This window comes from Algoriphagus aurantiacus (assembly GCF_035156405.1).
GTDB classification, from domain to species: domain Bacteria; phylum Bacteroidota; class Bacteroidia; order Cytophagales; family Cyclobacteriaceae; genus Algoriphagus; species Algoriphagus aurantiacus.
Map to the genome: position 1 here is coordinate 82,485 of NZ_JAXRUT010000012.1, position 16,236 is coordinate 98,720.

The 16,236-nt window shown below is 40.4% G+C and carries 12 protein-coding genes; 4 read left to right on the forward strand and 8 right to left on the reverse strand.

Annotated features, from left to right (window positions below; all coding sequences use genetic code 11):
* Positions 1-332: 332 nt before the first annotated feature.
* Positions 333-2,495, reverse strand: coding sequence for a glutamine synthetase III family protein (locus tag SYJ56_RS13220; RefSeq protein WP_323834806.1), 2,163 nt, complete (start codon positions 2,493-2,495; stop codon positions 333-335).
* A 232-nt stretch (positions 2,496-2,727) separates the two neighbouring features.
* On the opposite strand from SYJ56_RS13220, the gene mtaB reads away from it, so the two are divergent.
* The 3 genes from mtaB (at position 2,728) to SYJ56_RS13235 (ending at position 6,635) form a co-directional block, all read left to right on the forward strand.
* Entirely contained in the window at positions 2,728-4,047 is a 1,320-nt protein-coding gene (gene mtaB, locus SYJ56_RS13225) for a tRNA (N(6)-L-threonylcarbamoyladenosine(37)-C(2))-methylthiotransferase MtaB (protein WP_323834808.1), read from the forward strand.
* A 63-nt stretch (positions 4,048-4,110) separates the two neighbouring features.
* Positions 4,111-4,464: a DUF805 domain-containing protein gene (locus SYJ56_RS13230; RefSeq protein WP_323834809.1), complete on the forward strand. Its 354-nt coding sequence runs from the start codon at positions 4,111-4,113 to the stop codon at positions 4,462-4,464.
* Between the two features lie 107 nt (positions 4,465-4,571).
* Positions 4,572-6,635, forward strand: coding sequence for an alpha amylase C-terminal domain-containing protein (locus SYJ56_RS13235; RefSeq protein WP_323834811.1), 2,064 nt, complete (start codon positions 4,572-4,574; stop codon positions 6,633-6,635).
* A 107-nt stretch (positions 6,636-6,742) separates the two neighbouring features.
* Here SYJ56_RS13235 and SYJ56_RS13240 read toward each other — a convergent pair whose 3' ends face one another.
* Entirely contained in the window at positions 6,743-8,434 is a 1,692-nt protein-coding gene (locus tag SYJ56_RS13240) for a GMC family oxidoreductase (RefSeq protein WP_323834814.1), read from the reverse strand.
* 424 nt (positions 8,435-8,858) lie between these two features.
* Between SYJ56_RS13240 and SYJ56_RS13245 the strand changes: the two genes are divergently transcribed.
* Positions 8,859-9,803: a succinylglutamate desuccinylase/aspartoacylase family protein gene (locus SYJ56_RS13245; protein WP_323834817.1), complete on the forward strand. Its 945-nt coding sequence runs from the start codon at positions 8,859-8,861 to the stop codon at positions 9,801-9,803.
* Positions 9,804-10,509: 706 nt separating this feature from the next.
* Here the strand turns inward: SYJ56_RS13245 and SYJ56_RS13250 are convergent.
* The 6 genes from SYJ56_RS13250 to SYJ56_RS13275 all read right to left on the reverse strand — a co-directional run bounded on the left by SYJ56_RS13250 (position 10,510) and on the right by SYJ56_RS13275 (position 16,173).
* Complete coding sequence (locus tag SYJ56_RS13250) at positions 10,510-11,553, reverse strand: ATP-grasp domain-containing protein (protein ID WP_323834819.1); 1,044 nt, start codon at positions 11,551-11,553, stop codon at positions 10,510-10,512.
* Between the two features lie 17 nt (positions 11,554-11,570).
* On the reverse strand, positions 11,571-13,403 hold the full coding sequence (locus tag SYJ56_RS13255) for a flavohemoglobin expression-modulating QEGLA motif protein (RefSeq protein ID WP_323834821.1): 1,833 nt from the start codon (positions 13,401-13,403) through the stop codon (positions 11,571-11,573).
* Positions 13,403-13,696 carry a hypothetical protein gene (locus SYJ56_RS13260; RefSeq protein ID WP_323834822.1) on the reverse strand — a complete coding sequence of 98 codons (294 nt, stop codon included), beginning with the start codon at positions 13,694-13,696 and terminating at the stop codon, positions 13,403-13,405. Before SYJ56_RS13260 ends, SYJ56_RS13255 begins: the two co-directional genes overlap by 1 nt.
* A gap of 187 nt (positions 13,697-13,883) precedes the next feature.
* Positions 13,884-15,083 carry a peptidoglycan DD-metalloendopeptidase family protein gene (locus tag SYJ56_RS13265; RefSeq protein ID WP_323834824.1) on the reverse strand — a complete coding sequence of 400 codons (1,200 nt, stop codon included), beginning with the start codon at positions 15,081-15,083 and terminating at the stop codon, positions 13,884-13,886.
* 110 nt (positions 15,084-15,193) lie between these two features.
* Positions 15,194-15,694, reverse strand: coding sequence for a DUF6789 family protein (locus SYJ56_RS13270; protein WP_323834826.1), 501 nt, complete (start codon positions 15,692-15,694; stop codon positions 15,194-15,196).
* Between the two features lie 74 nt (positions 15,695-15,768).
* The gene (locus tag SYJ56_RS13275; protein ID WP_323834828.1) at positions 15,769-16,173 is read right to left on the reverse strand and encodes a hypothetical protein; all 405 of its coding nucleotides are present in this window, start codon (positions 16,171-16,173) and stop codon (positions 15,769-15,771) included.
* Between the last annotated feature and the right edge of the window lie 63 nt (positions 16,174-16,236).

Sequence of the window (16,236 nt, forward strand, 5' to 3'; positions counted from 1 at the left end):
TGTATTTTTTTTGTAAAACAGATGATATTAACATATTTTTTCTGTTAAGTAATCATATGAATAACTCATTTTTCCCTATTTGAGCCAATTATTGAATAGATTTTTGGTATGTATAGTAATACGGAAAGAAATTTATCAGAACATGTGAAACAAGGATATTTTTTTTAACTTAAAAAATTAGTGAATTTAAACTTGTAATTGTCGAATGATGAAATACTTAAGACAATGTTTATTGAGAGCTTATAATGATTTAAATAAGTCAGTCTCTAAAAAATTAAGCAAAAAAAAACCGTCCCTCACGGGACGGCTTTCAATATCAGATATAGAAAAACTTATCTAAGAAAAAGCATTTCTCTGTATTTCACTAGTGGCCATGATTCATCATCCACCAATAGTTCCAATTTATCTACAGCATATCGGATTTTATCGAAATAAGCTTCCTTGACATCTGTCTGATATCCTTTAGCCATTTTTACGATATCTTCTTCCTTATTCAGCTTCTTACGGGCTTCTACCATTGCAGTAATGTTAGCTTTCAAAGATTCGATATGTTTTGAAACTTCTTTGATCGTCTCTACTGCTGCAGTGTGATCCAAACCTAGACCTTTCAAACCATTTGCATTTTGAATGATTTTGTTTTGGTATAGAATAGCCGTTGGAATAATATGATTTAATGCCAAATCTCCCATGACACGACCTTCAATCTGGATCTTCTTCATATAGTTCTCTAGCATGATTTCATGACGGGCATGAACCTCAATACCATTCATTACATTGTGCCTTTCGAAAAGCTCTTTTGTAGCTTTGGCAGCGTACACGTCCAATGCCAACGGAGTCGACTTCAAGTTAGACAAGCCTCTTTTCTGTGCTTCTGCTGCCCATTCGTCTGAGTAGCCATCGCCTTCAAATCGTACTTTCTTACTATCCTTGATGTATTTTCTCAATACATTTACTATCGCAATTTTCTTTTCCTTACCAGCACTCATCTCTTTCTCGATGTCTTTGGCCATTTCAGCCAATACATCCGCAACAATTACGTTCAGAACAGTCATTGGTCCAGCCACGTTAGCCTGAGAACCTACTGCACGGAATTCAAATTTATTGCCTGTAAATGCGAATGGAGAAGTTCTGTTTCTATCAGTATTGTCAAGAATGATTTCAGGAATCTTAGAGATACCCAACTTCATATACATGTTATCACCTTTCTCGATTTTGATATTTCCATTTTTCTCAAGCTCATTCAACACTTCAGTAAGCGTAGCGCCCAAGAATACAGAGATAATAGCTGGAGGGGCTTCGTTAGCACCAAGTCTGTGATCATTACCTGCTGAAGCAATACTCGCTCTCAATAGATCTGAGTGATCATAGACAGCTTTTATAGTTGCAACCAAGAAAGTTAAGAATTGAAGATTTTCTCTTGCTGAATTGCTAGGCTGGAAAAGGTTAACTCCAGTATCTGTAATTAATGACCAGTTATTATGTTTACCACTACCATTTACACCTGCGAATGGTTTCTCATGAAGAAGAACTTTCAAATCATGTCTTTCAGCGACTTTCTCCATCACATCCATCAACAATTGGTTGTGATCTGTTGCTTTGTTTATTTCTTCAAATAACGGAGCTACCTCAAATTGACCTGGGGCCACTTCGTTATGTCTTGTCATTACTGGAATTCCTAATTTCAGCGCCTCGTTTTCGAAGTCAACCATGAAGTCCTTTACTCTAGTTGGAATTGAACCAAAATAATGATCGTCCAATTGCTGACCTCTAGCTGGGCTATGACCAAAAACAGTTCTTCCACCCATTACCAAATCTGGTCTTGCTGCGAAAAGAGCTTTGTCGATCACAAAATATTCTTGCTCTACTCCTAAAGAAGGCTGTACTTTTCTGACATTCCTGTCAAATAATTGACAGATAGCTACAGCAGCATCGTTGATCGCTTCTATTGATTTCAGCAATGGAGTTTTATAATCCAACGCTTCGCCGGTATAAGCGACGAATATTGTAGGAATACAAAGTGTGTTTTCGAAGATGAAAATAGGAGAAGTAGGATCCCATGCAGTGTATCCCCTTGCTTCAAAAGTAGAACGAATACCGCCATTAGGAAAAGAAGACGCATCTGGCTCTTGCTGAACTAATGCACTGCCTTTGAATTTCTCCAAACCACCAAGGGCATCGAAAAACGAATCATGCTTCTCTGCCGTAGAGCCTGTAAGAGGCTGAAACCAATGAGTATAATGCGTAACGCCTTTGGACAATGCCCAAGTTTTTACAGCAGAAGCTACTTCTTCGGCAGTGGAACTATCAATTTTGGTTCCTTTATCAATAGCCTCCATTACCCTTTTGAATGCTGAGGGTGCTAGAGACACTTTCATTTGAGCGGTACCAAAAGTGTTGGTACCAAAAAAGTCTGAGATTTTGTTGGATGGTGCTTTTACAGTTACTCGCTGTCTAGTCTGCACCATGCCTAAGGCTTGTTGTCTGAGTGTTGCCATTTCTACAATATGTGGTTTAAAATTATACTCACAAAAATAGAAAAATATGCATTCGAAAAAGCTTTTGACTCATTTTTGACCTCTTTTTTCGAAAAAATTACACATTTTTCAATAAATCATCGTAAAAAGGTACCGTTTTGGGAAAAATCTATTGAATTCTGAAGGAAAATTGGAGAATTGAAAACAAGCGAAGATTAATTACCTTTGCAATCTCATTGTCAGAAGCGTAATTGTGAAAAAAGTAGCCTTTTATACACTAGGATGTAAGCTAAATTTCTCCGAAACCTCCACTATCAGTCGCCAATTTGAAGAAAAAGGTTATTTGAAAGTCGATTTTCAGGAAAATCCCGATATTTTCATTATCAACACCTGCTCTGTTACAGAGAATGCTGACAAGAAGTGTAAGAAGATTGTAAAAGAGGCGAAAAAGATTTCTCCCAACTCTTATGTAACTATAATAGGTTGTTACGCTCAATTAAAACCGAAGGAAATTTCTGAAATAGAAGGTGTAGATGCAGTTCTCGGTGCTGCAGAAAAATTTCGATTGATTGAACTTTTGGATGATTTTGCAAAAGCTCATGAAACAAAAGTTTTGGCTTCAGAGATTCAGGAAGCGACTGTTTTCAATAATGCATACTCGATCAATGATCGTACAAGGACATTTCTGAAAGTTCAGGACGGCTGTAATTATGGCTGTGCATTCTGCACTATCCCCCTAGCTCGCGGCAAAAGCCGAAGCAATACTATAGAAAGTGTACTTCAGTCCGCTCGTGAAATCGCTGCCACTGATGTTAAAGAAATCGTATTGACGGGTGTTAATATTGGTGATTTTGGAATAGTAGACGGTAAACGTAATGAGCGATTCGCTGACCTTGTCTATGCACTAGATGATGTAGAAGGTATCAATCGATTAAGAATTTCCTCCATTGAACCAAACTTGCTCACTAACGAGATCATCAGCTTTGCGGCACAATCCAAGCGATTTGTCCCACATTTCCACGTCCCACTTCAATCCGGTTCCAATACTGTTTTGAGAAAAATGGGCAGAAGATATCTCCGTGAGTTGTATGTAGATCGTGTGACCAAGATCAAAACGCTTATGCCTCATGCTTGCATAGGCGTAGATGTGATCGTCGGTTTTCCTGGGGAGACAGATGAGCTTTTTCTCGAAACTTATAATTTCCTGAATGAGCTAGATATTTCCTACCTACATGTATTTACCTATTCGGAGCGAGCCAATACCAGAGCTGCGGAGATGGATGAGGTGGTACCAATGAAAAAGAGAAATGAGCGTTCCAAAATGCTTCGAATCCTATCAGAGAAAAAAAGAAGAAAATTCTACTCCGAGAATCTTGGAAAAACCTTTACAGTTCTTTTCGAGGAAGATATTGAAGATGGTAAAATCCACGGCTTCACGGAAAACTACATTCGTGTCGCTGCCAAATATGACCCGATGCTGATCAATGAATTAAAAGCTGTAACCCTTGATCGGATCAATGACAAAGGAAATGTAGAAGTATTGGAACCGGAAATGGTGTACGAAAAACACTAAGACCAAATTTTAACAATTCCCAAATAGACTTGAACAACTTAATCCTCAACCCGTTGATTAAGTATGAACTCATTATTCAAACCAGTCGGAAGGATCACCAGAAGATTGTATTTGGTGATGTTTATCATTTTTTATTTCATCAATATCCTTTGCCTAATGTTGATTTGGGACAGTTTCCAATCACAATCATGGGGCATATTCTATGGAGCAGGAGTAGCACTTATTGCGTCTATCTGCGTTTTGCTGATCCAAGCTATCAAAAGACTCCACGACATTGGACTTGATTGGAAATATGCTTTGTACTTACTGATCCCACCTCCAATCAATTTTATTGGTTTCATCTGGCTCGCTGCTAAGAAAGGTCAAGATGGCGATAATGAGTATGGACCAGATCCGAGAAAGACAGATATTGTATGAATCCTCTGGTTAAATCAATTGACTAAAATTTTTAGCCGTATAGAAAGCAATATTTCATTACCGCTTTTCTTTCTGTCTCAAAAAATAGAACAGGAAACTAAAAAGTGATGCGATTTTCCACCTACATTTTTCTAAATTCAAATCAGCTAAAAAAATTACTGGTGGAAGATTCACATAAAATTGCCTTAGTTCGCGAAGAACCTTGGCTTGCTCAGTACGAACCCCAAATCCAGCGAAGATTTGATCGTTATCAAGAAATTGTTCGAGAAATCAATGATTTCAGTGGAAATATCATCGAATATGCCTCTGTACATAATTTCTACGGAATACACTTTGAAACCTGGAGAAAAGGCTGGATTTATAGGGAATGGGCTCCTGCAGCCTACCAACTCTATTTTTTCGGGGATTTCAATGAATGGAATCGAAGCTCCCATCCTATGAAAAAAAGCTCAAACGGTAACTGGGAGATTTTCCTGCCATTTGAGCAATACAAGGATTACTTCATACATGGCAGTAGAGTAAAAGTACATGTCGTTGCTGAAAATGGAGCTCTGGATAGAATACCCGCCTACATCAGGAGAGTCATTCAGGACGAGCAAACACATGATGTAGCTGGCCAACTTTGGTTTGCCGAGGATTTCAAATGGACCGATGATTCTTTTACCACAGAAAACAGCCTCAGTCAACCGCTAATCTATGAGTGTCATATTGGAATGGCCCAAGAGAAACTTGGAGTTGGAACATACCAGGAATTCGAAGAATTAACACTACCAAGAATCAAAGCTGCCGGATATAATACCATCCAACTCATGGCGATCATGGAGCACCCATACTATGGATCATTCGGCTATCATGTTTCCAATTTCTTTGCACCAACATCCAGATTTGGTACCCCTGAGGAACTGAAATCCCTGGTAAACAAAGCACATGAAATGGGAATCGCTGTGGTAATGGACATCGTACATTCCCATGCGATCAAGAATGTAAATGAAGGGCTAAATGAGTTTGACGGTAGCCAAAATCAATATTTCCATGCTGGAGATAAGGGCTATCATGAAGCCTGGGATTCAAAAGTCTTTGATTATGCCAAGCGTGAAGTGCAGCAGTTTTTACTTTCAAATATCCGGTACTGGTTGGAAGAATTCCATTTTGATGGGTTCCGCTTCGATGGCGTGACTTCTATCATGTATTCCCATCACGGTTTATTCATGGATTTTGACTCAGTGGATTTATATTTTGATGCAAACGTGGATGAGGATGCGATAGCATATCTACAGCTTGCGAATACCCTGATTCATAGCTTCAAACCCCAGAGTATATCTATTGCCGAAGATATGAGTGGCATGCCCGGACTTGCCAGACCTATAGCAGATGGAGGAATCGGATTTGACTTTCGAATGGCCATGGGCGTTCCTGACTTTTGGATCAAAACACTCAAGCATAAGCAAGACGAGGAATGGGATATGTTTGAGCTTTGGCACCAGCTAACCAATCGACCGCAAGTAGAAAGATCAATTGGCTACGCAGAAAGTCATGATCAAGCTTTAGTCGGTGATCAAACCCTTGCTTTCCGATTGATGGACAAGGAGATGTATTTTTCCATGTCCCTACTCCAGCAAAACCTGATTGTAGATCGTGGAATTGCTCTCCATAAACTGATTCGATTGATCACTCTCACATTAGGTGGTGAGGGCTATCTGAATTTTATCGGAAATGAATTTGGCCATCCTGACTGGGTGGATTTTCCCAGAGAGGGTAATGATTGGAGCTATCAGTACGCCAGGAGACAATGGTCATTGGTAGATGATCCCCTACTTCGGTATGGGCAGCTGGACGCTTGGGACAAAGTCATCATCAAACTTGCGAATGACTACCAACTCTTAGCCTCTCCTCCTGCGGCACAACTCCATCTGGATCCTGATAAAAAGATTTTGGCTTATGAAAGAGGCGGATTGATTTTCGTATTCTCCTTCCATCCTACCGAATCATTTTTTGGACTTCCTATACATGTCAAAGAAGACGGTGAATATAAGATCCTATTCAACTCCGATGAAAAAGAATTTGGCGGTTTCGAGCGTCTCGATCAAAGCGTGGACTACCCAACGGATGAGCATCATTGCCTTAAATTGTATGTACCCAATCGTACTGTGATTGTGTTGCAAAGAACTTAACCTCTTATCCAGAACGCCTAGAATAATTAGAAAAACCACAGGCTGTCAAGCTACAGAAATTCACTCAAAAGCCGATCTTATATATGAAATCATAGAAAGCCCCACCACTATTTCAGGTTTCCATTTTTCATTTCTTTCACAGCATAATCAACTGCTCTGGCAGTCACTGCCATATAAGTGATAGAAGGATTTTGCGTACCTGTGGAAGTCATGCAAGCGCCATCTGTGACAAACACATTGGGGGCCAAATGCATCTGATTGAATCCGTTGAGTAATGAAGTCTTCTGATTTCTGCCCATTCTCACTCCTCCCATCTCATGAATATCGAGTCCCGGAGCTTGCTTGGAATCCCCTCTTCGAATATTCACACAACCCGCCTTGGTGAGCATTTCTTCTCCCTGTTCGTGAAAATCCTTCAGAATTTTCTCATCATTCTCATCATAGCTCACATCGATTTGTAGCAAAGGAATCCCCCACTCATCTTTCAGTTCAGGACTTAATGTTACATGGTTAGCTTCTTTAGGAATTGTTTCGCCTTGCATCATCATGTAAACAGACCACGGTCCAGGTCTAGAATTTGCTTCCTTGAATTTTGCTCCAAAAGGAGCATCCGGTGAATGTCCAAAACCCGCTCTTCCCGCAGAATAGAATGTCATATACCCTCGCATAAAGTCCATTTCCTGCTTTTTTACATTTCTGAAATTGGGCATCACCACTGCGGTAGGTCTTCTACCAAAGTAGTATTTATCGTCAAAGCCCTCATAATTTGCATTGACTACGCCACGATAATTATGAAATGCTATATATTTTCCCAATACTCCTGAATCATTACCAAGTCCATCCGGGAATCGATTTGAGGTGCTGTTCAGTAAAATCAAATTAGAATTCAAGGCAGAAGCATTGACAAAGACCACCTTAGCAAAATACTCGATCGCCTCTTTTGTTACGCGATCTATAATTCGTACGCCCGTGACCTTTTCCTTTTTCTCATCATAAATCAAGGAATGAACCACCGAATCAGGTCTTATAGTCAGATTCCCTGTTTTAGCGGCGGTAGGCAATGTAGAAGAATTCGAACTGAAATATCCTCCAAATGGACAACCTCTATAGCATTGGTTTCTTGCCATACATTGCCCTCTTCCCTGCGCCAGATGCTGCTCCTTAGGTTCTGTTAGATGCGCACATCGACCTATTATCACATCTCGATCATCGTAAGCAGCCATTATTCTCTGCTGGATTTCCTTCTCGACACAGTTCATCTCCCAGGCTTTCAAAAACTCTCCATCTGGCAGAGTTTCCAAACCTTCATAGCTCCCACTTATCCCTACAAAACGCTCCACATAACTGTACCATGGAGCAACATCTGTATACCGAATAGGCCAGTCAACAGCAAAACCATCCCTTTCTGGGCCTTCGAAGTCGTACCTACTCCATCGCTGGGTTTGCCTTGCCCAAATCAATGATTTGCCACCGACTTGATAGCCTCGCACCCAATCAAATGGCTTTTCCTGTACATAAGGATGATCTGAATCCTTAACAAAAAAATGCTGAGTATCCTCCTTGTAAGCATAACATCGATTAACAACAGGATTTTCAAGTTTATCTGCCCGAGGAATTTGATTGCGATGCGTCATCTCCCAAGGTGCAGCTGTCATGGTAGGATAATCCTTCAAATGCTGAACATCTCTCCCTCTTTCTAACACTAAGGTTTTCAATCCTTTCTCACACAGTTCCTTTGCTGCCCAACCTCCACTAATTCCAGAGCCTACAACTATTGCGTCATATTGATTCGATTTCATGATTGGAATGTATTAAATTTCATCAGTTTATTTTTTGTTTTTCAATGGTCAGATGGAATCTCGCACGGGGAATAATCATCCCTCTGTGTGACGTTCTTCGTCATGCCTGCCTGTCCGGTAGGCAGGCTCGATTTCATGTAGACTTTTGCTGAAATTTCCATGAAGTACAGAAGAAATCCTTGGGGAGTTTTAAGATTAAGTCTAGCTTTCTTCCAAATTTTTAATTCGTAAGTTCCGCTTCTCATATTGAGGAAAATTGCTCTCAAAAAAAACCAATTACCTTTTTCTTGCCCTTATAAATTGAGCATTTCATTTTTATTATCCGCCTTTACTCGCTAGTAAAAGGCCTTTTCTCGTCCTGTTCCAATTCATTTCTCATGGTATAAAGTTTGGCTGTGTCTAGTGATCCCAATTGTATTTAACCATGAAATCGAAAAGTGAAGTTTTAGATAAAGTAAACCTCACCAGAGTAATAGGTGAATACCCTGCCGAACCAAGCAACCAAACTCCTGGACCCTATCTGCTGGTGAGTGGCGGAGTCCATGGAAATGAGCCTAGTGGTGTACTTGCCTTACAGCGAGTATTCAGGAAACTATATAAAGAAAAGCCTAAGCTGAAGGGAAAAATAGTAGGTGTTGCGGGGAATATAGTAGCGTTGAAAAAAGGCGTTCGTCTGATCGATAAGGATCTAAATAGAGTTTGTACACTTGAAAATGAGAAGCAGCTGAAAACCCACAAGAAGCTGGATTTTCATGAAGGCTCAGAGTTTAATGAATTGCTTGCTATTGTCGAAAAGCTAGAAAACGAAGCCTTCAACACGGAATTTCATTTCATGGATTTACATACCACCTCATCCAGTACTGCTCCGTATATCAGCGTCAACCGCCGTGAAGAGAGTTTTGCTTTTGCGAAACAGATGCCCTTGCCTGTAGTAAAGGGTATTGAGAAATACATTCCAGGTCACTTCGATCATTATCAGACGCTAAAAGGTCACACTGGCTTCACTATGGAAGCTGGACAACATGACGACCCAAAGTCAGTCGACTATCATGAAGCAGCTATTTGGTTGATTTTAGTGAAAACAGGAATGTTGGAAGAATCGTCTACAGCTTATGAGCACTTTTATAAACTGTTAGAAAGTGCCTCTCCAACAAATGATAATTTTAAGGTGACTTTCCGACAAGACATTGGTAAAGGCCAGGTTTTCAAAATGGATCCAGGCTACTCTAATTTCACTGAAATAAATAAAGGACAGCGATTAGCTTCACTGGATGGAGAGTCTATTTTGTCGGATTCTAAAGGAAGAGTCTTTTTACCTCTATATCAATCCCAAGGCTCTGACGGCTTTTTTATAGTAAAGCCAGCGTAGTCATTTTATGAAATCGAGCCTGCCTACCGGACAGGCAGGCAAGACGAATAACGACACACAGAGGGAGCAGATTGTCAGTTAGGGGAAGCCCTCGAGTATATGAAGTTTTTGGTAGGCAGGAGCAGCCGTTTAAAAATTGGCTAGCTCCGAGCTTGCCTCGGAGATCGAGCAATTTTTAGGCAACGAAGAAGTACCAAAAATCAAATCGGCCTGGAATCTTTAAGATTTACCGATTTTTTAGTCGATTTGAAGCATAGACTCGGGCAAAGAGTTTTGGATACTTTTGCTCATCAAAAGTATCAGAGAAAATAGTGATGGAGGTCCCAGAACCGGGATTAATTTTAGTTCATTTACAGAAATATCTATCCCTTTCAGGGCTATAAAAGAATGTCTCCCATTTCGCGATGGGCTCCATCCATCGATGAGTTATACTGACCTTTCAGGCCAGATTCAATCTATATGGGGCGAATGATTATTCTCTCTTACATGCAATTACTATCAATGTATCGCAAGTATTCAGACTTGCCCGCCTCAGAAGGAAGCGGACAGACAACTGGCAGGCGGGCTCAGTGAAGCTTTGACAAACAAATTGTATCATATGAGAATTTAATGTCCTGAAATCCCACGTATTGAGGGTCTAGATCAGGTAAATAAAAAGGGAAAGGCCATTATTAGCTTTCCCTTTATTTATTTCCGATAGTATTAACTATAAATTCAATGTGGCTAAAAAAGCATTGGGAAGAGCTCCGTCATAGTGCTTTTGATACATTACTTTTCGCTCCAGCGCATCAATTATAGCAGAGCCAAAATCCACATCTTCAAGTCTATGCATCGCATTAATTGTACCAGGACTATCAAGATTCAGCTCCATGATCTTATCTCCAACGATATCTATTCCAGCCAAAAACATTCCATCCTGTACTAATTTTGGACCCACAATCTCACACAATCTCCGAACATCGTCGGTGATTTCCGCGTGGATTGCTTCTCCTCCCGTATGTAGGTTGCTCCTAATATCATTGTTGTTCACCCGATTGACAGCTGCAGCTTTTCCGTTGATTTCGAGGATCTTTCCATTCATCATGAGCACCCTGATATCACCGTTTTTGGCTGCGGGTAAGTATTGCTGCGCAATCACAAAGCCATATCGATTGATCGTTTCAACTATCTGATTGAGATTTTTATCATTGTCAACCAAGAATACGTCTTTCCCTCCTGACCCTTGAAGTGGCTTAAGGATAATCTTCTTCTTTTCTTTCTTATAAAATTCCTTTATCTCATCTGCGTCACGACTGATAATCGTTCTTGGTCTGACAGATTCCGGGAAATGCTGAAAATACATCTTGTTAAAAGATGACATCAGCGCATAGGGATCGTTCACTACAAGTACACCATTTGCACTAGCAATTTGACCGAAAACCATTCCCGCAGTCTGTGCCCAAGCTCGTTCCCCAAATTCCTCACAGGGATTGTTTCTCAAAAACAACACTTCAAGATCATCTGATGAAATATGGATACGCTCAGCCTCCGGACTGTGAATAGCTTCCATGTACTTTTCCAAACTGCGAAACTTTTTATTAGGAGCTTTGACTGCTATAGCACCCATTTTACCATTTTCAAGGTAACAAAGCTGTCCTACACTGATGATGAAAACCTCATGCTCACGGTGAACAGCGGCTGAAGATAACAGCGTTGTGCTATAGGCTCCAGTCTCTGTTTCTATTTGGTTTACTACAAATCCAATTTTCATATTGCGGTGGTTAGTGGTTAATTGACTAGTTCGGGTAAGGTCAGTCCTTTCTTGAGTTTTTTGAGTCGTTCCTGTGCAAATTCTGTTTGGAGAAAGCTTGGAGCAAGTGGAGATGGCTTTATAATATCACGAATGCGTAATTCCTGGATTAGAGGAATATGCTTGAAGCCAATTTTACCTACATACAGGGGCTCTAAGTCGCCACCATCCTGTAGATAATTTATCAGTTTGATCAGCCCTCTTAGGTAAATTATATCTTTGGTGCAGCCTCCGCCCTGATACGCTCTTGCTGTAATCTCAAAAGCCTGCTCTGGCGAAGCACTATATTCGTGCGTGAGCGTGTGATAGGTCTCTTCGAAAGTCATTCCTTCTGTGACCGCTCTACCTGCAATCACTCTTGCAGCTAGCGTTCGAAGTCTGTTATTAGTGAGCCCGCCTACAAGATATTCTGCGAGGACGGCAAGGCCTTCCTGCAACTCATCATAATCAGCAAAACCGCTGCTCATTTGCCCGAAAGGTTGTGTTTTTCCATTGTAAAATGTGAGAACATGGGTCCCGATTTCATGATGAACCAAAGCTTTGATTCGCTGGACAGGAACTTTAAAACTAGATCCTATGTATAGCTGACCTTTGGAAACCAGCATACCCACAATATCATTTTTGACCTCCACTTTTGAGTCGAGATCAGGATACATTTTTCTATAATGTTCTATTTCATCCATACAATATTTAGCCATATCATAAGGATCTATCCATTCTACTTCTTCATATCTATCTGATGGAAGCGTCTTCAACAGAAGTTTCGCCGTCTCATGTAGCTCTACTCCTGGAGAACTGTATAATCGGATACTGCTATACATAAAATTCTTCGTCCCCCTCTCTTTAAGCATTGTGATCTGCTTTTCGAGTTCTTCTCTCTTTTCAGTATATAAAAATGAGAGCGTAGGATCCTCTATGGCCCTGATGTCAATCCGAAATAACTCCTCTTTCAGGCGATCTGGGTCAATGGGGAGATTCCGATAGAGAAACTTGGGATTTTTGCTATGCCGGTTTGCTATAAATTCCTCTTTAGCTTGCATAGTATTTGTCGGCGAAATCAGTAATAAAAACTGGTACTTAGCCTCAATATCAGAGAGTTGTTCATCTACTTCCCACACTTTTCCATCTACCTCTGTGCTGCCTAATCGCTGATAATTAGGAATGTCGAACGAGGTCTGAACCCGTATAAATTCATATACTGCCCTTCGTAGGATATTAGAAAAAGCAAGCTTGAAGTCTTTAAAAACCAAATAAAAAAACTCCTTTCTATTCTGATTTTGGAAGAAAGGAGGAATCTCCAGCCCCATCAAATATATGCCGGCTTCCTGGCATTGTTTCAAGGTAAGAAGATCTTCCAAATTGGATGGGTGTCGTATAGTACCCTTCTCCACTCGGACAGTCAGGTCTTTTTGTTTACAATATGCCTCAAGCCCGTCATGAAATGCTTTGACTGTATTGGGTGCTTTATCTTTCGCGGTTTTTAGCACAAACGATCTACTGTCCGGATTTCCAATCCACACCTCAAGAACCATCACTGATCCATATTCTTCAGACAATTCTTTTGTCAACTCTTTTACTAAAATAGCTATATCAGAGTTGAAATCTGTACCCGAATCTGTGATGAGATAAGATGACTCAGTTCTCACAAGATCGGGGATCTTAAAATGATCTTGTTTTTGGTTCCTATAGATCAAAAGAAAAGGCAGTCTCCTCTCTATCCTTATACGGTTTTTACCACCGAGTGAAAGATTAAGTACATTTCCCGTTTTCAGGGCCTCCGTGAGTGCTTCCTTTGTCTTTTTGTCAATCATTACTTCTCCTCTTCGTCCGCGTTGCTGTAGAAATTGTTTTCCTCGTCCTCAGAACCTATTCCTTCCTGAGGATCATCCAATTCGCTTCCAGGTATATCAAGATCATCTCCTGTGAAATCAACTTCTCTCTTTCTCTCGATAAGTTGCTCATCGTCACCTCCGTCATCACTTAAATTCGCATCTTTTGAACCTAGTGCTTGCAGATCTTCCTTAGTCACTCTGGCTTCCCGGGCGAGTTCTTCAGTAGATTTTTTGTTTGAGTTAAGCGTGTTTTCTGGCTTATTAGTTTTCATAGCTTTTACCTTGGTTTAAGGCAACATGGATGCCCTTTGACAGAAAAAAGTTTATAAAAAAATCAAATTACCGCGAGAATGGGAATAACCCTGTTTTCTGTCTATTCAAAAAATGTTAAAGGTCTTTCGCGCCCTATCCACACTATATTTATGCGCAGAAATGTTCCCAAGATGGGTAGATCCCCAGCTATTTTTCTTGTGATACGGGATAAAAAAGCAGGTTACCATCCTTGTCTACTATTACATCAAATCCTTCAGCTGTCGTCCCGATTCTACTAAATTGCTCTAAATTCACCAGCAAGCTATCTGAAGTCGACAAAGTCGAATGGTTGGTAAATGCGTAGGTTGATTTGTTTTCCAAGGCACTCGAATCTATAGGCGAAAGTAGATTTTTATACAGAAATCCAATCGTTCCATCTATGGTTTCTATCTGAACCCAATCTAACGTTGTTGCCTTGATGAAAACAGGTATGTTTACCATCAGTTTAGACACAACATCTGACTTTGTGGTCGGACCGTTTCTTAAATTCGCCTGAGATACATTCACCTTCATGACAGAAGGCAGTTGCTCATCTGAAACCTCTGGAGCAAGTTCAAAATCGTTTTTTATCGCCGGGAAGGGATTGATCGCACCGCTTTTATAAATACCGAAATGCAAATGCGGAGCTGTAGTTCTGGCATTGCCTGTATTTCCCACCAGCCCCAACGTATCACCGGGATTCACCCGCTGCAATTTTTTTACTAGCTGGCTGTCTAAATGAGCAAAATATAGATTCCAGTTACGTTTACTATCCCGCACCCAGACTTGCTTACCTCCCAATCCTCGATCACGGACAGCTGTTACTACACCTGATACCGGAGCCAATACAGGTGTACCACGAGCAGCAAAAATATCTACTCCTTCGTGGGATCTTCGACCGCCATCCCGCACATCACCCCAAACACTTTGAATAGATCTACTATTTTCACCCTGAACCGGAAATACTGCATAAGTAGCTGTTCCATTTATTCTAACTTGAAAATTTCCCTCACCAAACAATTCCGGCTGAATTCGAAGCAGGTAATCTCCAGTCTTATCTGCTTCGACCTTCACTGAGTCATTTTGCGCAGCAAAGGACTTCATTTCCTTCCAGTCTGGTCCAGCCAGCAAATCCACAAATAATTTACTGCTGTCACTAGCCTGCCAGTGAACCATTATATTGACAGAAGCTCCCTGCTCTAATTGGATTTTCCATGCTTCAGCATTGGTACTTTTAGACTTAAAGCTTCCCTGGATAGCGATGGGAATTTCCAGATGGGGAGCATTGAGTATCGCTTCATTGGCTGAATTCAACCATTCCACCACAACTTTGTTAGAACTGATGCCCGAGCTCTCAAGTGTATTCACATACTGGGTTCTAGCCGAGTTGGATTTAAATATCCGTAAAGGCCGGTTGTTGCATGAGCAAATGAAAACGCACAGTACAACACTAAGAGCGAATGTTGATTTCAAATTTCTCATGGTGACAGTTTAGCTTCCTTCTGAAGGTCGTGCCATAACTCAGGATTGTCAGTGATCAGTTGGAATACATTCACACTGACCATGCCGAAGACTATATGAGCTAAAAATAATGCGAGAAAGTAATGGAGTTGGGAGAACTTTGGCGGATTTGAATGGATACTAATGTACCCCTTCCAAACCAAAATCGCCACTACTCCACTCATTGCTCCTATCAGGATAGAATCCTCTAGATTAATTTTGAAAATCCCCCAGTTCCAAAGAAGAAAATATGCAAATGAAAAAAGCAACCCCACTTCAAAATGGGCTATAATACCTACGATTAGAGCATTCTTACTTGGTGAGGAATAATTACGCTCTCCCACAATCATATTTCCCAAAATATGAATCACTTTGGTAAAGGAATGGCTTAGATAGGAATATAGATACATAATCATGGTCATAACAACAGTACCTGCTAATCCGGAAAGAATCGTAATCAAGAAATGTTTTATGTCCATGACTGTGAATTGAAACTATGTGAGCAATACAAAAAAAGGATGATTCAAGTATACACTCCCATCATCCCTTATGGCTATTTATCCACAGATTTACGTTTACCTTCACTATCAAATGTAAAGATCTGATTTGGCCCCTGACTCATACGGAACTCTAACTCATAATAGGTGATGTTGTTTTCTTTAAATCTTCTCTTTACCAGAATACTGTCCGGATGAATATCATCCGTATTTTCTATAACGGTAAGCAATTCTTGGGGCAAGGCTATTGAATCTTTAGAATTAATAATTACAGGTATTCTAGTGCCATCCGTCAATCTCATGCTGGTGTCAGTTCCAGCTTTCATTTTTTCATCGATCGAAGTGGACTCATCTACCTCCATAGTACCATCATCGGTGATACTTCCGTCTTCCTTTTTTTCATCGCAGCCTATCATCATAGAGGATAATGCTAATGCAAGTACAATTAATTGATTTTTCATATTGTGTTGATTTAATTGAATAGGTTGATACTCCTTACCAAAACAAAATCCAACCCAAGTATT